Here is a 24,591-nt window from a genome sequence, read left to right as displayed (position 1 = left end):
CCTAACTCAAATACTATGCTGCATAGTATTTGGGTGGGTCAGGTCAGTACGGCCGCACACGCTGCGGCGGAGATCGCACTGAGGGTGAGGATTGCCATGGCGGCCGGCACCACGAGCGGCAGTACGGCGGCGGCAGCGTATGCGCCGGGCACTGTCCGGGTCGGCATCTGCGCGCTCGTATCGAGGTGGCGGAGTCGTTCGGTGGTCGATTCGCCGATCAGGCCCAGTGCCCACAGTGGACGTGCAGAATGCGCCTGCGAGACCGTCGACAGTGCCGAACGTACAGTGTCGGCGCTGGTGACCGCGGCCGCGGACCGGTCCGCGGCGACCTCGACCAGAACCCGCACCGCTGCAGGTGCTGCGGCGAACAGGGGAACGCGAGGGAACGCCGCTGCCAGGATCTCGCAGATGTTGACGATGCGGTGGTGGCGCCCGCGCAGGTGGGCTCGTTCGTGTGCGATCACAGCTCGCTGTTGATCGGGATCGAGATGGGCGAGCAGGCCTTCGGTGGCCACGACGTAGCCGGGGCGACCGTCGATGCTGTAGGCCAGCGGGAGCGGGTGGTCGAGCCACATGATCGGTTCTGGTCCGGGGTCCGTGCGAGCGACGACGGCGATGACATCGCGGTGATAGTCGCGGACTTTGGACCGGGCTCGAAGTTGACGGCGAGTCGAGCGCAGGACGCGCGCCGACGCCGACGCCGCGAGGACGACCGATGCTCCGGCGACCGCTTCGCCGATCCACGGCTGGGCCGCGTGTTGCAGTGAGCCCAGACAGCGGACGGCGAGTTCGACCATGCCCTCGGCGGGCGCATGGCCGGGCCAGAGCAACACGGTCACCGCGGATCCCACGAGAAACAGCACCCCGGCGATGCTGCCGATCCATGCGGTCAAGGCGAGAGTGGGGCTCACGGTGCGGGTGAGAGAGGTCAGCGGCCGCGGCAGGGCGACGGCCGCGATGATCGCCGCGAGGAGCAACACCAGCGCGACGATCACCGGTTCACGTCCGGCAGGTTCCCCCGCAGAGCGTCGAGCTCGTCGTCGGTGACGGTTTTCGCGAAATGCATCAGGACGGCGGCCGAGTCGGTGCTGGTGTCGAGGATTTCGCGCAGAGCTTGCGAGGTGGCCTCCGCGCGCGACTGCACCGGGGAGTACAGGTACGCGCGTGACTGCTTGGTCCGCTCGACCCACCCCTTCTCGTGGAGATGGGTCACGACGGTCAGGATCGTGGTGTAGGCGGGGTTTCTGTCGGCCATGAGTTCACGCAGGTCGTGGACCGACTGCGGTCGATCGCATTCCCAGAGCACGTTCATCACCTCCGCTTCGAGATCACCGAGCCTTTTCATCGCCAGTTCTTCTTTCCTTGTCGTGTCAGCTGATATCGACTCCGCGTGCCGACAGCCACGCCGTCGGGTCGGACTTGGCACCGTCGGGTTGCCACACTTCGTAATGCAGGTGGGGTCCGGTGGATTGGCCTCGGTTGCCTACCGTAGCAATGAGCTCGCCGGCTTTCACACGTTGACCGGCGGTGACGAGCGCCTGGTCTATGTGCCCGTACACCCCGATCGTGCCGTCGTCCTGACGAATTCGCACCCACAGGCCGAACCCTTGCGCCGGCCCTGATTCGATGACCTCGCCGTCGGTCACCGATACGATCGGCGTCCCGATCGTGTTGGCGATGTCGAGTCCGTAATGCGTTGTCCCCCAACGTGGCCCAGAACCGGAGGTCAATGTGCCAGACACCGGCACCACCGAGAGCGGGCGGCGCGCCTCGGCATCGCGTGCAGCGCGCTCCGCCGCCCGAACTCCCCCCTCGGCGAGTTGCTCGGTCATGCGCTGCGCGAGTCGGCCGACATCGAGATCGGGCAACTGCAACACCTGCGGGGGTGAGGCAACGACCGGGCTCGGCGGCAGGACGCCGGCGGGAGGTCGATCGATACTCGCGGCGCTGAGCGCCACACTGTCCTGCGACCCGGTGTTCGGAGCCGTCGCTGCCGCGGAAAGAAAGGCACCGACCGCGACCGACGCAGCGATGGCGCGGCCACCCGGCTTCGGCACCCGGCGGCGATGAAGTCCGCGGCGAGCACTTCGCGACACGGGCTGGACTACGCCGCGGTCGACCTCGCCGTGTGTCGTCTCGTCCGGACCGGCCACGTGCGCCGCCCACATCGACGCGGTAGTGTCCGCGGCCGCGGTGTCCCAGGCGTCGCTGACCGCGTGAACGGTTCCATCCGGTGCGGGCGTCAGCGCCGAGGGCGTGTGCTCGTCCTCCGGCAGAGTGTCGGAGTACCCGGCATCGGCGGGCGACTCGGTCACAAAACGTGAGGGTGCGAACTCGGCCCGTCGATGACGGGGGCGATCGGTGAGCGCCGTCGGCCTGGTGCCGACGGGCATCGAGATCACGCCGCCGCGCGCCGGCGCTGCGCAGTCGTCGTCGATCGGATCGGGTGTGCGGTGTCGGGCCAAGATCACAATCCTTGGTGGCTACGAGGCCGAGGCCTCGCTCGAGATAACGAAATGGTGACGGTCAGGCCACAGGTTACTACTATCGAGCATAGTTTTTCCATCCCACTCGACCCGGATTCGCCCATACCGCTGGTCACGGTCCTCGGAGGACATCCCGCGGGCTACGGCGTCCCTGACCGAGAACGGATTCTTCGGGTATCAGGGGTGATCGCGCCGAGAGGACAGGCCACCGAGCATGGTGTTGTACGCCTCGAGTTCGGTATCACCTTGATCGTCGATTCGGCGATCTCGTTGCCGTGCCGCGCTCTCGTCGGCCGCCGACCACCGGACCGCGGCGAGAACCGCGGCAGCGAGCAACGGCAACTCGCCGATGCCCCACGCAAGAGTGCCGCCGCGCCGCTGGTCGGCCAGCAGGTCTGCGTTCCAATCCAGACGCAGTCCGCTGTAGAAGCTCGCTCCGAGCGCGGTCTCGAGATCGATCGTCACGACGAGGAAGAATGCGAACCCGGCCAACGCGGTGATACTCGCGAGCAACTTCGTCAGTCCCGCGATCGGTCTCGGTACCGGGTCTTCGCCGACCGTGCCCCAGAACATCACCATCCCGACGGTCAGGAACCAGCCCTTCATCACCATGTGTGCCACATGCGAGTCGGCGACGGTGTCGAACACTCCGCCGGGGTAGATCAGGTAGAAGCTGCTCAGGAACACCGTGGTGCTGACCCACGGGTGGATCGCGATCCGGGCTGCTCGGCTGTGCCATGCAGCCCGGAGCCATTCGCGCGAGCCCGGTGCGTCGGCTGCCGGCGCGGTCGGCAGGACCGAGGCGAACAAGGTGGCCGGTCGGCCGAGGACCAACAGCAACGGCACGGCGATGGCGACCGCGGTCAGTCCCGCCATGTGCACGCTGAACATCGCCGGGCTGTAGAGCCCGACCCCGGACGAGGTCGCCACGAGCAGCACCGCAGTGCCCATCAACCAGCTCGCTGTCCACCGCCTCTGCCATGGCAGGCCTACCCGCCGGCGGCGCCGCACGGCCACCAGGTACAGGACGGCCGCGATCACCGCAGCGGAGCCGAACACCAGGTCGAAACGCCACTCGAACGCCAACCGCGCAGCGGTGGGCGGGCCGTCCAACACGTAGCCCAAGGCCTCTTCGTGCGCCTGAGGTAGCGAGGCGTCCTGCGGCGGGGGCGGGGGAGTGCGACCGAGTGCAACCGCCAGGCCCACTGTGGTGACGAGAACGAGGGTCTCGATCATCGACAACGTGATCAGGGATCTGCGGTTCTCGGGATTGTGAGCCAGAGCGCCGACCGTTCGTCGTCGCTGTATCCACCCGAGGGTCCCCACGATCGCCAGGGCTGCGATCTTCGCCAGTATCAGAGCGCCGTACGTCGAATCCCACAGCGACGTCACGGGTACACGCACGGCAGCGTTGACCACTCCGGAGACCGCCATGATCACGAACGCAACCAGAGCGAGCGTCGAATAGCGGCGGGTCGCGACGGCAAGGTGTCCACCCCCGCGCAGCGCATGAGCGAGAAGTGCGAGGAGTCCGCCCACCCACAGAGCGGCAGCGAGGATGTGCAGAATCAACGAGTTCGTCGCGATGTCGTGATTGCCGCCGGTCGAGGAGTGGCCGGTGACCGCGCGCGGGATCAACGCGAGCATCGACAGGGCGAACAAGGCGGGGGTCCACCGATGCCGCAACACCGCCGCGCATGCTGCGGCGGTGATCGCCGCGACCGCAGAGGTGATGGCCCATGCAGTGGAGGCCTCGACATCGCCGATCGCACCGAGGAACTGCACCGGTTGCGCCGCAACGGATCCGACAGGTTGACCCGACGCGTCCGAGAGCGTCAGCGGCACCAACGCCGCCGCGCACACCGCCCACACTGCGGAGGCCTTCGCCGCGGTGCGGACGGCGATGTACCCGTCGATGGCGAGCACACCCGACATTTGGGGAGGAACGAGGAACGCTGCGAGAAGCAACGACCCCACCGCCACGACCGCGGCTACCTCTCCGAGCGCGGTCAGCGCCGGAATACCGTAGGTCGTGATCGGTCCCGGATCGGGAAGCCCGAGCAGAATCAGCGCCTGCGACGTCGACAACGCCGCGAGCACAGCGGCCACCACTGCCGCGATCGCGGCCCACAGCAGCATCACCTGCGAACCGGAGCGTCGATTCACCGGACCGCGGGTCGAGAGTGCGGCTTCGGTGGCCATGTCGTCGGTGGCCATGACGCGGCACCCCTTACGTGGATGATGTGTGGCGGGAAAACTGTCGGCCGGCAATATCGGCACGGCTGCGCCACCAAGTCGCGCAACCGAGATCGAACTACTACGAATCATAGTTCTGCGCCGACGCAGTGCGGCCGCGCGGGCAGCAGCTTCCAGCGAACACGACACTTGCATATATGCGCATATCGCAATATGTTGTGTTCCTGCTATCGAACCACGCCGAGAAGGGGTACCCACGATGGGACACGGACATGGCCACGGGATAGAGCCGGGATCGCCGGCGAGCGCATCCGGTAAGCACCTCGGGCGACTGTGGATCGCTGTCGGTCTCGGGGCGGTTACGTTGGTGACGCAGGTGGTAGTGGGTCTGTCCACCTCGTCGCTGGCGTTGTTGTCCGATTCCGCGCACGTGTTCACCGACGTGTTCGGGGTCTTGATGGCGATCGTGGCAATCACACTCGCACAGCGGCAGTCTCGCAAGACCGGCCGCACGTTCGGACTGTATCGAGCCGAAGTGTTCGCGGCTCTGTTCAATGCAGTGCTGCTCTTCGGTGTCGCTGGGTGGATTCTCTACGAAGCCGCGCAACGCATCACGAACCCACCGGAGGTGCCCGGGATTCCGGTCATGTTGGTGGCACTGCTCGGTCTGGCCATGAACCTCATCGCGTTCCTCCTTCTGCGTAGTGGTGCGAAAGAGAGCCTCAATGTTCGGGGTGCGTATCTGGAGGTGATGGCGGACATGCTCGGCTCGATCGGAGTGCTCGTCAGCGGACTGGTCACCGTCGTGTTCGGGTGGCGGTACGCCGACCCGGTCATCGCGGTCGCCATCGGGTTGTTCGTTTTGCCGCGTGCATTCACTCTGGGGCGTCATGCCGTACGAATTCTGCTGCAACACGCTCCGTCGGGCATCGATGTCGCCGCCGTGGAAAAGGCCCTGACCGGTGTCGACGATGTCGAAGAGGTACACGATCTGCACATCTGGACACTGACGTCGGGGATGGAGGTCGCTTCGGCGCATCTGACGGTCGCCCCGGAGGCCGAGACACCCCGGGTGCTCGCTGCAGCGCAGCAGGTTCTCCGCGACGAGTTCGGTCTCGAGCACGCCACTGTGCAGGTCGAACCCCAGGAAGGCGAAGGCCGTTGCCGAGAGGTCAATTGGTAGGCAGGTCTCGACCCGGTGCGAGATCGGCACGCCGTGCTGTCGTCGACACGGCAGCGATGTACCGGAACCGGCACCAGTCGGGTGGGGGCACAGAGTGGGTCCTCGATTGCCGCACATCGGCCCGGTCGACACCGTTCACCCCGAACCCGTCCACCTCGCATGTTCGGCCGCCCGGTGATGGATCAGTCGACTGTGAGGGTATCTACGGTTCTGGTCACGGCGCGGTTCGGCAGTGGCTCGGTAGCGGGGCTGCGCACGACCACCCCGTCGGTGATCGAGAAGGCACTGTTGTGGCAGGGGCACTCGATCGTGCCGTTGCGGACTCGGTTCACTGTGCACCCTTGGTGAGAACAGATAGCCGAGAAGGCCCGGAAGGTACCGGGTTCCGGTTGGGTGACGACGACCTGCCGGTCGGCGAGCACGATTCCACCGCCGACAGGAACATCGTTCACCGACAAGGTGATGGGACCGTCGGAAGCGGTGTCCTCACCGGACGGGGCTTCGCCGACGCTGCATCCGGCGGCAGCCAGGCACGCTGTAGCGCAGCTCGTAGCGAGAAAAATACGGCGCGGTAGCGCCGGGATGTTGTCGCTCATGCAGCAGGTTCCCCTCGGTGCGCCTCGGTGCGCCTCGGTGAGCGAGAGGCGACGATCGCTTGTCGGTGGTTGTGGTCGAATATGTTTCGAGCCGTTCCGGTGTCGATCACTCTCACTGTTCGAGCGAATCAGCATGATTGTCCTGTCGCGAATGTGTCTGCACTGCAGGGCATTCGATTCGAGCACCGAGGTATCTCATGCAAGTTCACGATTCGGCGCTGTCGGGCACTGCGGGCCGAGGGGTAATCTTTGTGGCCTCTCGCGTGAACAGTGCCGCCCCGATCATCAGCACCACCCCGCAGGTGATGTAGATGTCGGCGAGGTTGAATGTCGGCCACCAACCGGTGTGAAAGTAATCGGTGACCGCGCCGTCGAGGAGCCGGTCGAGGACATTCGAGAGTGCACCGGCGAGGACCAACGACAGCGCTGCCGTGGTGACCGGACCCGCGTGAGGCGCGGTACGCCACCCGTAGATCGCCAACCCGGTGGTGATCGACGCCGTCACGGCGACGACGACCCACACGGGCAGAGAATCACCCAGGCTGAACGCCATTCCGCGATTGAAGGCCAGTCGCAGCTCGAGTATCCGCAGCGGAATCGTCGAGCCGGGCAACGCCGCCTGCGCCCAGTAGTCGACCAGTAGAGCGGCAGCGACCAGAGCCAGGACAAGGGCGGTTGCGGCGGCGCGGAGCCGAGCGGTGGCGATGGGGGAGCGGGTCACTGGTCCTCGTTCTCGGGTGTACACCGTGCGTGCGTCCGGGTGCACCGCAGACGGTGCAGGTGACCCCGGATTTGCCAACACTTGAAATACTATGCACCATAGTAGTTGATGAATACCGTCGATTTCTCCGCCACCCGATGCGTCGTGTCGCCGTGAGGGCGGCGGCACCCTCGTCATGAGGGCGATGCCCGATGCCGAACCCGGGCCCGGACCGTCCTGCGTCGACCGAGGTCGAGTGTGGCGGCTGTATCGGACAAGTCGAGGTGAAGGGCCCCGAACCTGGGCACGTCTGACCGCAGCGGCAACTTCGGGGCTGGCGATGTACGCCACGTTCCCGCCCCTAGATCTGTGGTTTCTCGCTCCGGTAGCAATTGCAATGCTGCTGTTGGCTGTGTGCGGGCGAGGGGCGCGTGCGGGGGCCGGCTACGGCTTCGTTGCCGGCTCGGCGTTCTTCGTGCCTCTGCTGCCGTGGGTGGGGGAGTATGTCGGATCGGTGCCGTGGCTGGCGCTGGCTGTCGTTCAAGCCCTCTTCGTGGCGATGTTCGGCGCAGTGGCGGATCGGATGTCGCGACTGCCGTGGGGGCCGGTCTGGGTGGCGAGCGCCTGGGTGGCGATTGAAGCGGCACGATCTCGGATCCCGTTCGGCGGATTCCCCTGGGGCCGCATCGCATTCGGTCAATCCGACGGTCCGCTGCTGCCTCTGGCTGCGTTGATCGGCGCGCCGGGGTTGTCGTTCGTCGTGGTGCTGATCGGGTCCGCTCTGGCCGGTGCCATCGCTTCCGATCGCATCACCCGCAGAACTGCAGCAGCGTCGTGCATCGGTGCGGCCACTGCTGTAGGGGCGCTCACGGTGGTGGCCCCACTGTTCGCTCCGCCGCCGCAGGACAGGGTCACCGTCGCCTTGGTGCAAGGCAACGTGCCGCGGCTCGGTCTCGACTTCAACGCCCAACGACGAGCAGTGCTCGACAACCACGTTCAGCGCACCATCGAGCTCGCCGACGACATCGACTCCGGCCGCGTACGCGCACCCGATCTGGTCATCTGGCCGGAGAACTCCTCCGACATCGATCCCCTGCGCAACCCCGATGCCGCCGCACGAATCGACGCCGCAGCCCGCGCCGTCGGTGTGCCCATTCTCGTCGGCACAGTACTACGCCAGGGCGACGGCACCACGAGCAACACCTCGATCGTGTGGGATCCCGCCACCGGGCCCGGACAGATGCACGACAAGCGGCAACTGGTGCCGTTCGGGGAGTACCTGCCGCTCCGCACGATCGTCACCGCACTCTCTCCCTACGCCGCCCAAGCAGGACGCTTCGTTCCGGGTCAGGGTGACGGTGTCGTCGACGTCGCCGGAGTGCCCGTGGCGGTGGCCACCTGCTACGAGGTCGCCTTCGACTCGTTGCTCACCGACTCCGTTCGCGCCGGTGCCCAGCTGATCGCAGTGCCCACCAACAACGCCACCTTCGGTCGGACGAACATGACCTATCAACAACTCGCCATGTCGCGGGTACGAGCGGTCGAACACGGGCGCAGCGTCGTCGTTTCGGCCACCAGCGGAGTCAGCGCCGTCATCGATGCACGCGGGGAGGTCGTCGAGCGCACGGAGCTGTTCACCCCCGCAGCTGTCGTCACCGAGGTCTCGCTGAGTACCACGCTCACCCCGGCGACGATCACCGGCAGCGTTCCGGAATGGATTGCCGCCACCGGCGTTGTTGCGGCACTGGCGTTCTCGCTGCTGCGCCGACCACGCTCCACCACACCGAACCCCCAAACTACTATGTCGCGTAGTATTTAGATGGTGGTCGGTGAAGGGCGTGCGGAGATGACGATCGACGAACACCCCCGTGCCCACTCGCCGGGACTGGTGCGCAGAACAGTGGCGATGCTGCGCAACCGGTGGCGACAACTGACGTCGATGCGTACAGCGCTGGTGCTGCTGTTCCTCCTCGCCGCCGCAGCAATCCCCGGCGCTTTGCTGCCGCAGCGCAATCTCAATACCCAGGCCGTCGATGCCTACATCGCCGCGCGCCCGGCTCTCGGGCCGGTGATGGACACGCTGGAACTGTTCGACGTGTTCGCAAGTTCCTGGTTCACCGCGATCTACGTCCTGCTGTTCGTGTCCCTGATCGGCTGTCTGACTCCCCGGTTGATCGAGCACGGCAAAGCTCTTCGCGCACAACCTGTTCGAGTGCCTCGAAACCTCACCCGACTACCGTTGCATCATTCGGGCACCCTCGCCGGCGACCCCGAGAAGGTGATCGCCGACATCGCGCCGCACTTGAAAGGGTGGCGCACCGTCGTTCGACCCGAGCCCGATGGCGCACTGACTCTCTCGGCCGAGAAGGGCTACACCCGCGAAGCCGGGAACTTGCTCTTCCACTTCTCGCTGATCGGCCTGCTCGCCGCTATCGCCATCGGCAAACTGTTCGGCTACGAAGGCTCGGTCATCGTCATCGCCGACAACGGACCCGGTTTCTGCAACACCTCTCCCGCCGTCTACGACTCCTTCCGCGCCGGCAACAGCACCGACGGCACCGGACTCGAGCCGTTCTGTATCCGGGTCAAGGACTTCACCGCCGACTACCTCGAGAACGGTCAGGCCGAGATGTTCACCTCGAACATCTCCTACCAGAGCGCCGACGACATCGCCGCCGACACCTGGCGCGACTATCAACTCAAAGTCAACGAACCCCTCCGGCTCGGCGACGAACGCATATACCTCACCGGACACGGCTACGCCCCCGAATTCACCGTCACCTTCCCCGACGGCCAGACCCGCACCGAAGCCCTGCAGTTCCGCCCCGACGACGCCACCACGTTCCTCAGCAGCGGCGCGCTGCGATTCGACCCACCCGGGGGGACCTACGCCACCGCCGACGAACGCCGCCGAGGCCAGATCGCCATCGAAGGACTCTTCGCGCCCACCGCGCAATTCAACGGAAATCTGCTCTCCTCCCGCTTCCCGGAATTGGTCGATCCCGCTGTGGCAGTGGACATCTACAAGGGCGACACCGGTCTCGACACCGGCATCCCGCAGTCGATCTTCTCCCTGGACCAGGAGATGATCAACCAGGGCCGGCTGGTCAAGCAGGACCGGGTCAACCTGCGGCCCGGAGAATCGACAACCCTCTCCGACGGCACCCTCGTCCGGTTCGACGGTGCCAAGGAATTCGCGAATCTCCAGGTCGGATACGACCCCGCGCAGCGGTGGGTCCTCGTGTTCGCGGTCACGATGATGACCGGACTGCTGGTGTCCCTGGTCATCACACGCCGGCGCGTCTGGTTCCGGGCCCACCTTGGCGAACACGGACTCTCGCGAGTGGACATGGGCGGCCTGGCTCGCACCGATCACGCCGGCTGGGGACCCGAATTCCAGACCCTCCGGTCACAGATCTGGCCGCAGACAACCCCGAGCGACTCCGAGACCCACGACAGAGAAACGGTGTAGCACCATGCCGATCGACGACACCCTCGCTCGTTGGAGCGACATCAGCTTCGAGACCGCCTTCGTGGTCTATCTCCTCGCAGCAATCGCATTCCTCGGCCAGCTCGCGTCGACCCGTAGCGCGGAGCTGCACAATATGGAGCGACTGCGCACGCGGGTGATCGCAGTGACATCGACGACGCCCGGACGCATTCCCGACGCACCCCGGCGGGTTCCGTCCGAACGCATGGGCCGTACCGGACTCGGGCTGGTGATGGTGGCGCTGACGTTGCATGTCGGGTCGATCGTTCTTCGCGGGATCGCCGCCAGCAGGCCGCCGTGGGGCAACATGTACGAATTCGTCTCGGTCACCTGCGCGGCCGGTGTACTGGCTGCACTGGTGGTGCTGCGCTCCAAGCAACTGCGCACCCTGTGGTTGTTCGTCCTGGTGCCGACGTTGATCCTCCTGTTCGTCGCCGGCACCGTGCTGTACGCCGACGCAGCACCGGTGGTACCGGCACTGCAGTCGTACTGGCTGCCGGTGCACGTCTCGATCGTCTCGCTCGGCAGCGGGGTGTTCTTGATCTCCGGGGTTGCGAGCGCGCTGTTCCTGATCCGCATGAAGCATCCCGAGGCCTCGGGGAGCAGAATGAGCCGAATCGTCGCCCGTCTGCCTTCCGCGCAGACACTGGACATCCTGGCGTACAAGACCACGATCTTCGCATTTCCACTCTTCGGCGTCGGCGTCATCCTCGGTGCCATTTGGGCCGAAGCCGCATGGGGCCGATTCTGGGGCTGGGACCCGAAAGAAACGGTCTCCTTCATCACCTGGATCGTCTACGCCTCCTACCTGCACGCCCGCGCCACCAGCGGATGGCGCAACACCCGCGCAGCATGGATCAACATCGCCGGATTCGTGGCGATGCTGTTCAACCTGTTCATCATCAACATGGTCGTCTCCGGCCTGCACTCCTACGCAGGCCTGAACTGATGACTCCCGCTACGTGCCCCCCAGCGCGTCCGCAAGGTCCTGCGGAATGGGCATCGGCGACATCAGTCCCGCCTCGACCCGGCCGGTGTTACCGGCCGGGTATCGCCCCGACCACGATCCTGGAGCAGCGACCACGATCCGAATCAACTGGCCCCAGGATTCGCGCCGATCATGTTCTGTCACCGCAGCTTTCAACATCGCGGCGTGGTTGCGAGTATGCAACCACGGATAGGGCTGCGAGAGGATGTGTGCTCGTTCGAGGTGGTACCAGCGCACCTCTGTTGTCGATGCCCCTGCTGCTGCGGTCATTTCGATCTCGTAGAGCCTGCGTGCAGTTCGATCACCTCTCACAGGTCTCTACCGCTGTCCGCGGAAGAGTTCGCCGTGCGCGGGGGTCGATGTGCAGCAGGTACATCCATCCGAGCACCCGGAGCTGCCATCGTCTGCTCCGATCGCCGATGGTGACGTTGTGGTGGTGGAGGCCAGTGGGTTCCCAGATGCGAGAGGTGCGGTGTTCCTCGGCGTCGGAGCCGGAGCGCAGCAGGCATCCTCGAAGGCCGCTGCGGGTGCGATCGTGACGTTGAGGGCACCGGACGCCGCGGGCGGGGGCACGAAACCGTCCAAGGGGGTGGTGCGGGCGGCGCGAATCGCATTGGCTATGACCAGGACTTCGGCGAGTTCGTGGACGAGCACCACGGTGGCCAAGCCCAGGACACCGGTAGCAGCCAGTGGGACGAGCACGCCGATGATGGCAATCGACAAGGCGATGTTCTCGATCATGATGCGCCGGGCGCGTCGAGCGTGGGCCAGCACCTGCGGTAGATGCCGGAGGTCCTCACCCATGAGGGCAACATCGGCGGTCTCGATGGCAACGTCGGTTCCCATCGCGCCCATGGCGATCCCGACATCTGCGGTCGCCAAGGCAGGAGCGTCGTTGATGCCGTCGCCGACCATGGCAATCTTGCGTCCGGCCGCGATGTCGGTCAGCAGGGCCGCTTTGTCCTCGGGCAGTAGTTCGGCGTGGACGGCGGTGATGCCCGCCTGGGTCGCCAGGGCCTGCGCAGTGAGCGCGTTGTCGCCGGTGAGCATCGCAGTGTCGATACCGAGCGCGGTGAGTTGGCGGACAGCCTCGGCGGCCTCGGGCCGCAGTTCGTCGCGGACGGCGATCGCAGCGATCAGAACTCCGGCGCGTTCGACGAGAACGACTGTGGCACCGCTGCTTTGGAGACGAGCGACGTCGGCGTGGAACTCCTCGGAGCTGGGGTGTGTGTCGAACCAGCTCGGTTTCCCGAGCCTGATCGGGGCTCCGTCGAGGGTGCCGGTCAGGCCGTGCCCGGCGATGGCAGTGACATCATCGGCTGCCGCGACGGTTGATACGGAGGCCAGTACGGCGCGGGCGAGTGGATGCTCGCTGCGCGCTTCGAGCGCAGCAGCAACGGCCAGCGCGTCGTCGCGGCTGATTCCCGCAGCGGTGACGACGTCGACGACCTCCGGTCGTCCTGCGGTGAGGGTGCCGGTCTTGTCCAAGGCGACGACGCGAATGCGGCCCAGCTCTTCCACTGCTGCACCGCCTTTGATCAATGCCCCGTTGCGGCTCGCAGCCCCGATCGCCGCCACCACCGACAGCGGCACCGAGATGGCCAACGCGCACGGTGATGCCGCGACCAGGACCACCAGTGCGCGTTCGAGCCACAACATGGGGTCACCGAGCACCGCACCGACGCCAGCGACGAGTACGGCGAGAATCATGATCGAGGGCACGAGCGGACGTGCGATACGGTCCGCCAGCCGTTGGCCGGCCCCTTTGCGGTCCTGGGCCTGTTCGACGATGCGGACGATGCGAGCAAGCGAACTCTCCGATGCCGGCGCGGTGACGGTGACCTCGATGGCCCCGCCGCCGTTGATGGCACCGGCATGCACCTCGTCACCGACACCGGCTTCGATGGGCACGGACTCGCCGGTGATCGCAGACACGTCCAGATTCGTCGAACCGCGAGCGATGGTGCCGTCCGTGGCAGCTCGCTCACCCGGCCGCAGCACCATGATGTCCCCGATCACGACCTCGTCGGGGGACAGGGCCTGCTCGGTTCCACCGCGCAGGACAGATACCGTCGGCGGCACCAACGACAGGAGTGCGCGCAGTCCGCGGCGGGTCTTGGTGACCGCGTATTCCTCGAGTCCCTCGGCGACGGAGAACAAGATACCGAGCATCGCGGCCTCGGGGATCTGGCCCAATGCGATGGCACCGAGGAGCGCGATCGTCATCAGCGTGCCGACACCGATGCGTCCGTGTCGCAGATTTCTCACCGTCGCGGGAACGAAGGTGACGGCGGCGATCGCGGCAGCGATCAGAGCGCCGACGGTCGCAACCGCATCGGCACCCGTTCGACCGAGCAACCACGATGCGCCCAGGATGATCGCGGCGGCCGACGCGAGTTGCAGCTCGCGGACCTGCCACAACCTCGGGAGTGCATCGGTCGGAGCCGGACCTCCCGTGCCCGCACCGTCAGCAGTGGATTCGGTGGTCGGCGCTGCCGGGGTAGGTCCGCAGCACGCGTCAACCATGATCTACCCCGGTGAGATCAGTGGCGGTCGAGGCGGTGGGCAGTACCTCGGTCAGTGTCGCGAGCAGTCGGGTGCCGCGGTCGGTGAGCGCATACATGACCAACTTTCCCTCTCTGTTCGATGTGACGGCGTCCGCGGCTTTGAGTTTGCGGAGATGGTGGGAGACCAGCTTCTGGCTCTGTCCCACGATCCACGCGATGTCGCAGCCGCACATCTGCCCGCCGGCGTTCAACGCGAGCGCGATGGTCAGTCGGGTGGGGTCGCCGAATGCTCGGGCAGCGTCGGCGACGGGTTCGATATCGCCGAGCGCGGGCAGAGTAGCGCGAACCCTCTCGGCGTGAGGGAGGTCCATACACAACAGATCGCACGAGTCCAGAGGTTCCAAGGCCATGGTCACAATCTAACAATCATGCGATCGTTAGGGAAGGGCTTTGGTCAACGTTCGTACGATTGTTAGTGTCATAACGAGTCGAAACGCCCATATCGGGCCCATTGATCAGTCCGAACGAATCGAGAAGGTAGTTGTATGAGCCGAGCGTTGAAGATTTCCTTGTCCCTGGTGATCGTGTTCGCCGCCGCGTTGGCTGTATTTCTGATGGTGGATCGATCGGGGTCCCCCGATGCTGCCGCCGCCGAGCAGGCCGCGACCGACCCTGCCTCGATTGCGGTGCGCGAGAACAGTCATCGGTTGAACTCGGTGCCCGACGGCCGGGTCACGTTCGTGGAGTTCCTCGACTTCGAGTGCGAGGCCTGCCGATCGGCCTACCCGGCGATCGAGCAATTGCGTGAAGAGTACGGCGACCGGGTGAGCTTCGTGGCCCGCTACTTTCCCATCGCCTCCCACTTCAATGCCGAACGAGCCGCACGCGCAGTCGAAGCCGCGGCCCAGCAGGGCGGATTCGAGGCCATGTATCAACGCATGTACGAAACGCAGGCGCAGTGGGGCGAACAGCAGGTTCCGCAGGACGAGTTGTTCCGCAGCTTCGCCGTCGAGCAAGGGCTCGACATGAGCGCCTTCGATGCCGCCTACACCGACCCTGCGACGCTCGCGCGCATCGAGGCCGACGTCGCGGACGGGATCGCGCTCGGCGTGCAGGGCACACCGACGTTCTTCCTCAACGGCACCAAGATCGAACCCACCACGTACGGAGACCTCGCCGATGCCCTCGACGCTGCACTCGGCTGACCCCGCAGCCGCTCTCACCCGACGCAGCGGACCGTTCGCTCGAAGCCTGCCCTGGCTGCTGTTGGTGGGCGGCCTGATCGGACTGACCGCCGCGTTCGTGCTCACAGTGGAGAAGTTCGCTCTGGCGCTCGATCCCGCCTACGCCCCGACCTGCAGCATCAACCCGGTGCTCAACTGCGGATCGGTGATGGACACCCCGCAGGCGTCTGCGTTCGGATTTCCCAATTCCCTTCTCGGGATCGCAGGCTTCGCCGTCGTGGCGGCAGTGGGTGCCGGCCTTCTCGCCGGTGCGGTGTTCGCACAGTGGTTCTGGGGTGCGATGCAGGTCGGTGTCACTGCTGCCGCAGTCTTCGTGCACTGGCTGATCGCGCAGAGCCTGTACGACATCGGCGCCCTGTGCCCGTACTGCATGGCGGTGTGGGCGGTCACCGTACCGATCTTCTGGTACGTCACGCTGCGCAACCTCGACCGCGGGGCTCCGAGTGCGGGCCGGCGGCAGTGGGTGGGAGTGTTGATGCGCAATCACTCGATTCCACTGACCGTGTGGTACCTGACGGTGATTGCTCTTATCGCACAGCGCTTCTGGTCGTATTGGTCGACACTGCTATGACCGGCGACATGTGTTCGCCTCGTGCGCGGTGCCCGCGGTGCGGACAGTCGAAGCGATGAGAGGCAGCGGAACGGTGGTGATGCTCGTGCTTATGGTCGCAATGATCGCGGCACTGTGGCCACGATCCGGTGGCATCGAGCGCGGCCCGTCAGAGGCCATCGCCGACAATGCCGCGCCGGTCGTATCCGAACCCGCACGGTCCCGCCCACCAGGTGACGCGGCACGAGCAACAGCGCTACCGCTGTGTCCGCCGCCGGTACCGCGCGAAGGCGGTCCGCTGGCGGGAGTGATAGCGCGCTGCATCGGCAGCGACAGCGACAGCGATGCCGATCTCGCCGACGTTCTCGGCAGTGAGGTGACGTTGATCAACCTGTGGGCATCCTGGTGCGGCCCGTGCCGCACCGAGATGCCGGTAGTCGATGCCTACGCCGCAGAACCCGACGCGATCCCAGTCATCGGAATCGACGTCGAGGACCGGCCCGCGGACGCGGCCGCGCTGGTCACGCAACTGGGCGTCCGCTATCCGAACTACATCGACGGCGGCAGCGTCCTGGACGCGCTCTCGGCACCGCCGGTCCTTCCCTTGAGCTTTCTCCTCCGCCCGGACGGAACGATCGAGCGCGTCACCGACCCGACGGTGTTCGAGATGACAGACCAGATCCGCACTGCAGTAAAGGATTTCACCTCATGACACGTCTCCCACCAGTGTGGGTCGGTGCGCGCCGTCAAGGCACCACGCCCACCGCGGCAATCGGATCGATTCTTGCCGTCGTACTACTGATCTCCGGATGCTCCGACGGCGCACAGGCTGCATCCACGGGAGGTAGCTTCGACTTCGTCGCCCCCGGCGGTCGAACCGACATCGTCTACGATCCCCCCGAAACACGCGGTACCATAGGCGAACTCGCCGGCCCCGATCTGATGGAGGAAGGCAAGACGACCGCTCTGTCGGACTACGACGGCAAGGTGGTGGTGATCAATCTCTGGGGTCAGTGGTGTGGCCCCTGCCGCGGCGAAGCCGACGACCTCGAAGAGGTCTACGAGACCACCCGCGAGCGCGGCGTGCAGTTCCTCGGTCTCAACGTCAGAGATCCACAGAAGGACAAAGCGCAGGACTTCGTCGTCGACAACGACGTCTCCTACCCCTCGATCTACGACCCTTCGATGCGGACACTGGTCGCCCTCGGCGGGAACTACCCGACCAGCGTGATCCCCTCGACGCTGGTACTCGACCGTCAGCACCGCGTGGCCGCGGTCTTCATGCGCGCCCTGCTCACCGACGATCTCCTTCCCGTCGTCGAACGGATAGCCGCGGAATGACGACTCTTCTCGCCCAGGACATCGGGTCGGCCTTCCAGAACGCGGCATCGAGCGGGCCACTGCTGCTCGCGATCGCGGCATGCACGCTCGCCGGGTTGGTCTCGTTCGCCTCACCCTGCGTGGTGCCGCTGGTGCCGGGATACCTGTCCTACCTGGCAGGAATCGCCGGTGCCGACGCCCAATCAGCCGATACCCGATCGCCCGGCACCTCGACCATCGGCACCTCGTCGACGGAGCTGGCGAATCGCTGGCGTGTGGCCGGCGCAGCGTCGTTGTTCGTTGCCGGGTTCACGATCGTCTTCGTCCTCGCCACAGCCTCGATCTTCGGAGTCATCGGCACCTTGCGCATCAACGAGCAAGTACTCCAACGAGTCGGCGGCGTCATCACGATCATCATGGGTGCGGCGTTCATCGGATTGATACCCGTTCTGCAACGCGACACCCGATTCGCACCTCAGCAGATCTCGTCCCTCGCTGGAGCGCCGCTGCTCGGCGGTGTGTTCGCGCTCGGCTGGACACCGTGTCTGGGTCCCACCCTCGCCGGCGTTCTGTCTGTTGCGGCAGGAACCGAAGGTGCAACCGCAGCTCGCGGGGTCACTCTCATCGTCGCGTACTGCATGGGGCTCGGCCTACCGTTCGTCGTCCTCGCGTTCGGTTCGAGTTCGGCGATGCGCGGGGTGGGGTGGCTTCGGAGGAACTCACAGAAGATCAAGGTCGCGGGCGGTGTCATCATGATCGCCGTCGGCATCGCTCTGCTGACCGGAGTATGGGGATTGTTCATCGCCTGGATCCGCAACGAATTCGTCAGTGCAGTGATCCTGCCCATCTGATCGAGATGTCGCCGAACCACCACGCCGCATTGCATTGTTCGGGTAGCCGAACTATATTTTCAGGGTCCTGACATACTGTTGGTGCCGGAGGGTGTGGTCATGTCTGTGCTGCAGCGCCGATCGTCTCGGCCGCCCTCGAGGTTTCGGTCGGGCCTCGTTCTGCTCGGACCCGCTTTCGTCGCAGCGATCGCCTACGTCGACCCCGGCAATGTCGCCTCCAACGTCAGCGCCGGGGCGCAGTTCGGATACCTGCTGGTCTGGGTGATCGTTGCCGCGAACGTGATGGCCGGTCTCGTCCAGTTCCTCTCCGCCAAACTCGGCATCGTCACCGGAATGACACTGCCCGAAGTCGTTCGCGAGAAGTCGAGCAGGACTGTGCGACTGGCATATTGGGGGCAAGCAGAAGTGGTCGCCATGGCGACCGACCTCGCCGAAATCGTCGGCGGTGCGATCGCCCTCTACCTGCTCTTCGACCTGCCGCTCCTGATCGGCGGCCTCATCACCGGGGCCGTATCGATGATCTTGCTGATGGTCCAGGATCGCCGGGGCCAACGGCCCTTCGAGTTCGTGATTCTCGGGCTACTCGGTGTCATCGCCGTCGGATTTCTTGCCAGCGTCGTCGTGGAACCGCCATCGTTCACCGAGGCCGCGGCCGGTCTGATTCCGCGGTTCGACGGCGCGGAAAGCGTGTTGATCGCCGCCGCGATGCTCGGTGCGACGATCATGCCGCACGCGGTGTACCTGCACTCCGGTTTAGCACGTGACCGGCACGGACACCCCGAGGCAGGGCCTGTCCGTCAGCGGTTGTTGCGGATCACCCGGATCGATGTCGGGTTGGCGATGCTGCTGGCCGGTGCAGTGAACATGTCGATGCTGCTGTTGGCGGCATCGACATTGGGGGGCCGCGAGGGCGTCGATTCCATCGAAGGAGCCCACGCAGCAGTAGGGGACACTCTGGGGCCGGTGGTAGCACTGCTGTTCGCGGTGGGCCTGCTGGCCTCGGGCCTTGCATCGACATCGGTCGGGGCGTACGCCGGCGCGATGATCATGGATGGGCTACTACGTAAGCGCATTCCGATTCTGGTGCGACGACTGGTGACACTTGTTCCCGCACTGGCAATTCTGGCAGCAGGAGTCGACCCCAGTCGGGCACTGGTCGTCTCGCAGGTCGTGCTGTCGTTCGGTATTCCGTTTGCGTTGATTCCCTTGGTGCGGTTCACCTCGGACCGCATCCTGATGGGCGGCGATGTCAATCACCGGATCACGGCATACGCGGCATGGCTCATCGCGGGAATCGTCGTCGCACTCAACATTGCACTGATCTATCTGACCGTGGCCTGACTGCGCGCGGGTGGACGTGTCGAGCATGCGCTTATTTCACACGCGTAGCGCATCGACGGGCGTCCGGGTCATCGAGTTTCTGCTCGAGGGTGGGGTCAGGGTGCGCCGTTGCTTGCCGTGGCGGGCTCGTGTTGGCTTTTTTCATTGGTATGGAAAGTGATCAGATTGCCGTCGGTGTCGACAGTTGCGAACTCCGTCGTTCCCCAGTCCGTCGAGACGGGACGACCCGCGTCTGCGGGATGGAGAACTCCCGCGCGGGACATCTCGGCGTAAAGGTCGTTGATCTCGTCCACGGCGATGCGGCAGCTGGCTGTGCCGGCAAGGAACGTCTCGGCTCCGCTGCATACCGGCCATGCCGCAGGGTCTGAACGGGTATTCCAGCTGTCGTCGTCGGCGGCCCACAAGTGGATCTCGACGTCGTCGCGGGTAAGCCTCGCGAAAGTCGGGTCGGTGTACCGGGTCGTGAAGCCGAACGCGCGGACGTATATCTCTACAGCGGTGTCGATGTCTCGTACCGGCAGCGCAGGTACCACTTTCGACATGCTCATAGGCAACACTAACGCCGACGGGCCGGAGGAGAGGAGCCGAACCCACCTCAATTGCTGGCGCTCAGTGCATTCGACTTCTGACACAGTGAACGCGACTCCTGTGTCGGCGGCCATGAAAAACTGACCACAGGCGGCCATGAATATGCCCACTGACGGCCGATAAGAACTGACCACTCGCGGCCACGAATGTGACCGCCTGTGGCCACGAATCTGCCCAGACCACACCCATCCTCTCGGCGCGTCAGCGCCGAGGAGGCCTCTCCTGCGGTTTCGATACCGATGCCTAGTCCGTATCGAATCCACCGCAGGAGAGACCACGTGAAGTCTGACGGAGAACTGATGGACATACTCAATGCATACGACCTGACCGGATCATTGCGGGCCGCCGCAGACTTGTGCGGCTGCTCCCACAACACCGTGAAAAAGGCCGTCGAAGACCGAGACGCCGGCCTGCCACCGGCCACCCACCGAACCAAAATCACCGACGACTGGCTCGAATACCTCGAAGAGTGGGTCTCCAAATCCAAGGGCAAGATCCGCGGCGACAAAGCCCACGAGAAACTTCTCGCACTCGGCTACACCGGTGCCGACCGCACCACTCGACGCGCCCTCGCCGAAATCAAAACCCAATGGAGACTGGGCAATACGAGAGTGCACCGGCCATGGATCACCGAACCAGGACTGTGGCTGCAGTACGACTTCGGAGACGGCCCGGTCGTCGACGGCCGCAAGATCGTGCTCCTCGTCGCCTGGCTGGCCTGGTGCCGCTACCGCATCGTGGTCCCACTACGCGACCGCACCGCAGCGAGCGTCTTCGCTGGCCTGGACCGGGTCTTCCGCATCATCGGCGGCGCACCGACCTACCTGCTCACCGACAACGAAAAGACCGTTACCGCCGGCCACGTCGCCGGCGTCCCGATCCGCAATCGCACCGCGGTCACCTTCGGTCGGTACTACGGAATCACCGTGCTGACCTGCCAACCGGCGGACCCTGCATCGAAAGGCGGAGTGGAGAACGCTGTCAAACTCGCCAAAGCCGACATCGTGCCCACCGAGACGAACCTGCTCGAGCAGTACGCCACCTTCGCCGACGTCGAAATCGCGTGCACGGCGTTCATGACCGAGATCAACGCCCGAGTACATCGGGCCACCCGCCGCGTCCCGAACGAGATGCTCGCCGAGGAACGACCCGAGTTGCACGGTATCCCCGACATGCCGCACACCGCAGTCCTCGGAGTCGCTCGCCGAGTCCCCGACAACACACCGATGGTCACCTTTGATCACTGCCAATACTCGACACCAGCAACACTATTGGGTCAGAGCGTGTGGGTCAGACTGCACGACGGGACAGATGAGGTCGTCATCTGCGCTCTCGATGACGGTGGCCCGATCGAAGTGGCCCGGCACGCCCGCACCACACCCGGCAGCCCCGCCATCGACGACGCCCACTTCCCCGGACATCACCCGAGGATCCCCGGCGACTACAGCGTCCGCGCGCGAACAGTATCCGAACAGCAATTCCTCGCGATCGGGGAAGGTGCCGCGACATGGCTCAAGGAAGCCGCCGCGGTCGGCACCGAACGGATATACCTGAAAATGTCGCACGCGGTCGATCTCGCGCGACTCGGAGTTCGGGGCGATGTCGATTGGGCACTCGGGCACGCAGCGGTGCACGGCCGCTTCGCCACCGGCGACCTCGACTCGATCCTCGCATCGAAGGGAATGGACCTCACCCGCCGCGGCGCATCCGAATCCACCTCCCTCACGCAAGGCACATCAGGATGGAACTTGTTGGGCAGCAACGCTATCGAACACAAAACCGCCGACGAGACGAACGAAGGTCAGCGATGAACACCGTCACAGCGGAACTCCCCACCGACCTCGAAACGCTGCTGCGGCAACTCCGCCTGCCGCATGCCAGGTCCATCGCCGCCGAAGTCCTCGCCACCGCACGAGCACAACGCTGGGACCCCGCCGAGGTCGTCAAAGCGCTTCTCTCAGAGGAATCCGCCGGCCGGGCACGATCGATGCTGACCGCCCGCCGCAAAGCAGCGGGATTCCCCACCGGGAAGACCTTCGAGGTCTGGGACGAGAACGCATCATCGATCCCGCTTCCCACCCAGCATGCCCTGCAGACCCTCGAATGGGTGCATCGCCGCGAGAATCTGGTGGTCTGCGGGCCGGCCGGGACAGGCAAGACATTCTTCCTCGAAGCGTTGGGACAGAACGTGATCCAAGCGGGGATGCCGGTCGCGTGGTTCACCCTCGAGCAGATCGGGGTCCTCGTACGCGCGCACCGATCCGACGACTCACTCGGCAAAGCGATCGCGAAGATCGTGCGCGCCGAACTCGTCGTGATCGACGATGTCGGGCTGTTGCCCGTCGGGACCGATGCCGCCGAAGGGCTGTACCGAATCGTCGAAGCAGCCTACGAACGCAAGTCCGTCGCGATCTCCTCGAACCTTCACCCGAGCGGGTTCGACGAACTGATGCCCAAGACCCTCGCCACTGCAACGGTCGATCGGCTGCTGCACCACGCGCACCTATGCCAAACCAGCGGCGATTCGGTCCGCCTCGCCCAAGCCCTGCACGGTCAGGGGGTCAAACCCTTGACCTGACATGATGCTCGACCGGTGGCGGACAAACCCGACATGGGCAGATTCGTGTCCGCCACCGGTCAGTTCTTGTTGGCCACCCATGGGCAGTTCTCGTGACCGCCTGTGGTCACTTCCCGATGTCCATTGACACTCCTGAAACTGACAGGATTACCCATGTCAGTTTCAGAAGTGGGCGTCATAAATTCCTGGGGTTTTACCTCCGATTGCAGTCGTCTTCTGACATTCTGAGTGCAGAAGTGGACTGCACAATCGGTCGGTCACGCAGGCCGGGCGTTCGGAGGCTGCGATGGACGCGGACAAGTTCGATGTCGCCGAGACTGGTGTGCTGACCGCGTCGGCGGAGCAGTGGGAGCAGGCACGGTCACGGTTCGCAGTGCTCAGCGAACTAGTGGATCGATCCTCGATCGGTACCGCAGTGGTGGAGGATGCAGCGCAGCAGTTGGGGGTCTCGCCGCGGCGTGTGTACGTGCTGCTGTCCAGGCTCCGGAATGGGGGAGGGTCGGTCACAGATCTGTTGGTCTCCGCTCCTGTAGGCGGGCGCGGCCGCTCTCGGATGCCGACCGAGGTGGAAGAAGTGATCGCCGAGCACATCAACCGCGAGTTTCTGGCTCGCCAGAAGCTCAGTGTCGCAGCACTGCATCGACGTATCGCGCTCGCCTGTCACCGTGCGGGATTCCCTATCCCAGCCCGCAACACAGTCACCGCGCGGATCGCAGCGATGCACCCGGGCCGCGTCGCACGGTCACGTGGCGGACCGGACGCCGCCCGATCGCGGCAGTCCGCGGGCGATGTCCCGCCGCCGGTGACGGCGGTTCTCCAGCAAGTCCAGATTGATCACACCGTGGTCGATCTGATGATCGTCGATGAATACGACCGGGTGCCGATCGGACGTCCATATCTCACGATTGCTATCGATGTCTTCAGCCGCTGCGTGCCGGGCTTCGTCGTCACACTCGATCCGCCGTCCGCAGTGTCGGTCGGATTGTGTCTGGGCAGGGTGTGCTCGGACAAGAGCGTATGGATCGACGCACTGGGCCTCGGCGCGGATGTGCGGTGGCCGATGGCCGGAAAGCCGCGCGCCTTGTATGTCGACAACGCCGCCGAGTTCAAAAGTGAAGCGCTCCAGCGTGGTTGCGCGCAACACGGCATCGACCTCGGCTACCGACCACCCGGCCGGCCGCATTACGGCGGGATCGTCGAACGCATCATCGGCACCGTCATGACCCAGGTCCACGAACTCCCCGGCACCACGTTCTCGAACCCAACGCAGCGGGGCAGCTACGACTCAGAGGGCACAGCAGCACTGACCTTACGAGAATTGGAACGCTGGCTGATCCTCGCGGTCGCGGCCTATCACGCGGACGTGCACACCGGCCTGAGCCGGAGCCCGGCTGCGCAGTGGGCCAGCAGCACCGACGCCGACACTGCTCGATCGACGTCGACAGTGGTGGGCGAGACCGCATTCCTGGTGGACTTCCTTCCCGTCATCCGGCGTCGCCTGACCCGGACAGGGTTCGTCATCGACCACATCCAGTACTTCTCGAACGCTCTGAAACCGTGGATCGCTAGGCGAGAGAAGTTGGGCCAGTTTGTGATCCGCCGTGATCCACGAGATCTGAGCAGGGTGTGGGTCCTGGACCCCGACAGCGGCGGCGGGTATGTCGAGGTGCCGTACCGGACGATGTCACATCCGGCGGTGACATCGTGGGAACACCGGGCAGCGGTGGTGCGTCTTCGAGAGCACGGCCGAGCAACTATCGACGAACACGCTCTGTTCGCGATGATCGAGAAGATGCGTCAGATAGCCACCTCTGCACAGAGGGACACCAAGCGAGCCCGCCGTAATCGCACTCGCCGTGCTCATCTGAGCAGCGTCACCACACCACCGGCCGCGCAGAGCCCGCCCGAGCCCTGCCAAGGCACCGACGACGTGTCGGTTCCACTATTCGACGACATCGAAGAGTGGTGAAACG

At 65.2% G+C, this 24,591-nt stretch carries 23 protein-coding genes; 13 read left to right on the top strand and 10 right to left on the bottom strand.

Annotated features, from left to right (window positions below; genetic code table 11):
• Positions 1 to 38: 38 nt before the first annotated feature.
• The 4 genes from AABD04_RS20910 to AABD04_RS20895 all read right to left on the bottom strand — a co-directional run bounded on the left by AABD04_RS20910 (position 39) and on the right by AABD04_RS20895 (position 4,703).
• Entirely contained in the window at positions 39 to 995 is a 957-nt protein-coding gene (locus tag AABD04_RS20910) for a M56 family metallopeptidase (RefSeq protein ID WP_094650929.1), read from the bottom strand.
• Entirely contained in the window at positions 992 to 1,345 is a 354-nt protein-coding gene (locus AABD04_RS20905) for a BlaI/MecI/CopY family transcriptional regulator (protein WP_032382574.1), read from the bottom strand. Before AABD04_RS20905 ends, AABD04_RS20910 begins: the two co-directional genes overlap by 4 nt.
• A gap of 25 nt (positions 1,346 to 1,370) precedes the next feature.
• Positions 1,371 to 2,168, bottom strand: coding sequence for a M23 family metallopeptidase (locus tag AABD04_RS20900; RefSeq protein WP_094651186.1), 798 nt, complete (start codon positions 2,166 to 2,168; stop codon positions 1,371 to 1,373).
• Between the two features lie 495 nt (positions 2,169 to 2,663).
• The gene (locus AABD04_RS20895; protein WP_094650928.1) at positions 2,664 to 4,703 is read right to left on the bottom strand and encodes a cytochrome c oxidase assembly protein; all 2,040 of its coding nucleotides are present in this window, start codon (positions 4,701 to 4,703) and stop codon (positions 2,664 to 2,666) included.
• 238 nt (positions 4,704 to 4,941) lie between these two features.
• Between AABD04_RS20895 and AABD04_RS20890 the strand changes: the two genes are divergently transcribed.
• Complete coding sequence (locus tag AABD04_RS20890) at positions 4,942 to 5,865, top strand: cation diffusion facilitator family transporter (RefSeq protein WP_032370892.1); 924 nt, start codon at positions 4,942 to 4,944, stop codon at positions 5,863 to 5,865.
• A gap of 182 nt (positions 5,866 to 6,047) precedes the next feature.
• Here AABD04_RS20890 and AABD04_RS20885 read toward each other — a convergent pair whose 3' ends face one another.
• Together AABD04_RS20885 and lspA are read right to left on the bottom strand one after the other, a co-directional pair.
• Positions 6,048 to 6,461 carry a Rieske (2Fe-2S) protein gene (locus tag AABD04_RS20885; RefSeq protein WP_057479439.1) on the bottom strand — a complete coding sequence of 138 codons (414 nt, stop codon included), beginning with the start codon at positions 6,459 to 6,461 and terminating at the stop codon, positions 6,048 to 6,050.
• Between the two features lie 205 nt (positions 6,462 to 6,666).
• On the bottom strand, positions 6,667 to 7,182 hold the full coding sequence (gene lspA / locus AABD04_RS20880; RefSeq protein ID WP_052053813.1) for a signal peptidase II: 516 nt from the start codon (positions 7,180 to 7,182) through the stop codon (positions 6,667 to 6,669).
• A gap of 319 nt (positions 7,183 to 7,501) precedes the next feature.
• Here lspA and lnt point away from each other — a divergent pair, with 319 nt between their 5' ends.
• Genes lnt through ccsB form a run of 3 tightly spaced genes read left to right on the top strand, consistent with a single transcriptional unit; the run spans position 7,502 to position 11,600 of the window.
• Positions 7,502 to 8,980: an apolipoprotein N-acyltransferase gene (gene lnt / locus AABD04_RS20875; RefSeq protein ID WP_241260673.1), complete on the top strand. Its 1,479-nt coding sequence runs from the start codon at positions 7,502 to 7,504 to the stop codon at positions 8,978 to 8,980.
• A gap of 27 nt (positions 8,981 to 9,007) precedes the next feature.
• Positions 9,008 to 10,633, top strand: a complete 1,626-nt coding sequence (gene resB, locus AABD04_RS20870) for a cytochrome c biogenesis protein ResB (protein ID WP_230074466.1) — start codon at positions 9,008 to 9,010, stop codon at positions 10,631 to 10,633.
• 4 nt (positions 10,634 to 10,637) lie between these two features.
• Positions 10,638 to 11,600, top strand: coding sequence for a c-type cytochrome biogenesis protein CcsB (gene ccsB / locus AABD04_RS20865; protein ID WP_094650926.1), 963 nt, complete (start codon positions 10,638 to 10,640; stop codon positions 11,598 to 11,600).
• A 9-nt stretch (positions 11,601 to 11,609) separates the two neighbouring features.
• Here the strand turns inward: ccsB and AABD04_RS20860 are convergent, their stop codons facing one another.
• Genes AABD04_RS20860 through AABD04_RS20850 form a run of 3 tightly spaced genes read right to left on the bottom strand, consistent with a single transcriptional unit; the run spans position 11,610 to position 14,556 of the window.
• Positions 11,610 to 11,951 carry a DUF3703 domain-containing protein gene (locus AABD04_RS20860; RefSeq protein ID WP_256987778.1) on the bottom strand — a complete coding sequence of 114 codons (342 nt, stop codon included), beginning with the start codon at positions 11,949 to 11,951 and terminating at the stop codon, positions 11,610 to 11,612.
• A gap of 6 nt (positions 11,952 to 11,957) precedes the next feature.
• Positions 11,958 to 14,165, bottom strand: coding sequence for a heavy metal translocating P-type ATPase (locus tag AABD04_RS20855; RefSeq protein WP_094650925.1), 2,208 nt, complete (start codon positions 14,163 to 14,165; stop codon positions 11,958 to 11,960).
• Positions 14,158 to 14,556, bottom strand: a complete 399-nt coding sequence (locus tag AABD04_RS20850) for an ArsR/SmtB family transcription factor (protein ID WP_094650924.1) — start codon at positions 14,554 to 14,556, stop codon at positions 14,158 to 14,160. Before AABD04_RS20850 ends, AABD04_RS20855 begins: the two co-directional genes overlap by 8 nt.
• A 135-nt stretch (positions 14,557 to 14,691) precedes the next feature.
• On the opposite strand from AABD04_RS20850, the gene AABD04_RS20845 reads away from it, so the two are divergent.
• The 6 genes from AABD04_RS20845 to AABD04_RS20820 all read left to right on the top strand — a co-directional run bounded on the left by AABD04_RS20845 (position 14,692) and on the right by AABD04_RS20820 (position 19,452).
• Complete coding sequence (locus tag AABD04_RS20845) at positions 14,692 to 15,351, top strand: DsbA family protein (protein WP_094650923.1); 660 nt, start codon at positions 14,692 to 14,694, stop codon at positions 15,349 to 15,351.
• On the top strand, positions 15,326 to 15,961 hold the full coding sequence (locus AABD04_RS20840) for a vitamin K epoxide reductase family protein (protein WP_094650922.1): 636 nt from the start codon (positions 15,326 to 15,328) through the stop codon (positions 15,959 to 15,961). Before AABD04_RS20845 ends, AABD04_RS20840 begins: the two co-directional genes overlap by 26 nt.
• A 55-nt stretch (positions 15,962 to 16,016) precedes the next feature.
• Positions 16,017 to 16,652 (top strand): TlpA family protein disulfide reductase, encoded by a 636-nt coding sequence (locus AABD04_RS20835; protein WP_341442307.1) that lies wholly within the window; start codon positions 16,017 to 16,019, stop codon positions 16,650 to 16,652.
• A complete protein-coding gene (locus AABD04_RS20830; RefSeq protein WP_128645990.1) occupies positions 16,649 to 17,281 on the top strand; it encodes a TlpA disulfide reductase family protein in 633 nt (210 codons plus the stop codon). Before AABD04_RS20835 ends, AABD04_RS20830 begins: the two co-directional genes overlap by 4 nt.
• Positions 17,278 to 18,111, top strand: a complete 834-nt coding sequence (locus tag AABD04_RS20825; protein ID WP_094650920.1) for a cytochrome c biogenesis CcdA family protein — start codon at positions 17,278 to 17,280, stop codon at positions 18,109 to 18,111. The genes AABD04_RS20830 and AABD04_RS20825 overlap by 4 nt, the downstream gene beginning before the upstream one ends.
• 99 nt (positions 18,112 to 18,210) lie before the next feature.
• On the top strand, positions 18,211 to 19,452 hold the full coding sequence (locus tag AABD04_RS20820; protein WP_094651183.1) for an Nramp family divalent metal transporter: 1,242 nt from the start codon (positions 18,211 to 18,213) through the stop codon (positions 19,450 to 19,452).
• A 95-nt stretch (positions 19,453 to 19,547) separates the two neighbouring features.
• On the opposite strand, the gene AABD04_RS20815 is transcribed toward AABD04_RS20820, so the two are convergent.
• Entirely contained in the window at positions 19,548 to 20,114 is a 567-nt protein-coding gene (locus AABD04_RS20815; RefSeq protein ID WP_341442306.1) for a bleomycin resistance protein, read from the bottom strand.
• 204 nt (positions 20,115 to 20,318) lie between these two features.
• Here AABD04_RS20815 and istA point away from each other — a divergent pair, with 204 nt between their 5' ends.
• The 3 genes from istA to AABD04_RS20800 all read left to right on the top strand — a co-directional run bounded on the left by istA (position 20,319) and on the right by AABD04_RS20800 (position 24,587).
• Entirely contained in the window at positions 20,319 to 21,851 is a 1,533-nt protein-coding gene (istA, locus tag AABD04_RS20810; RefSeq protein ID WP_094665460.1) for an IS21 family transposase, read from the top strand.
• On the top strand, positions 21,848 to 22,618 hold the full coding sequence (gene istB, locus AABD04_RS20805) for an IS21-like element helper ATPase IstB (protein ID WP_094665458.1): 771 nt from the start codon (positions 21,848 to 21,850) through the stop codon (positions 22,616 to 22,618). The genes istA and istB overlap by 4 nt, the downstream gene beginning before the upstream one ends.
• 286 nt (positions 22,619 to 22,904) lie before the next feature.
• Entirely contained in the window at positions 22,905 to 24,587 is a 1,683-nt protein-coding gene (locus tag AABD04_RS20800; protein WP_314145805.1) for a Mu transposase C-terminal domain-containing protein, read from the top strand.
• Positions 24,588 to 24,591: the final 4 nt, after the last annotated feature.

Source organism: Rhodococcoides navarretei (assembly GCF_038069675.1).
Classification (GTDB): domain Bacteria; phylum Actinomycetota; class Actinomycetes; order Mycobacteriales; family Mycobacteriaceae; genus Rhodococcoides; species Rhodococcoides navarretei.
Note: the sequence above shows the minus strand (reverse complement) of the source record. Positions and strands in the feature narration are given on the sequence as shown.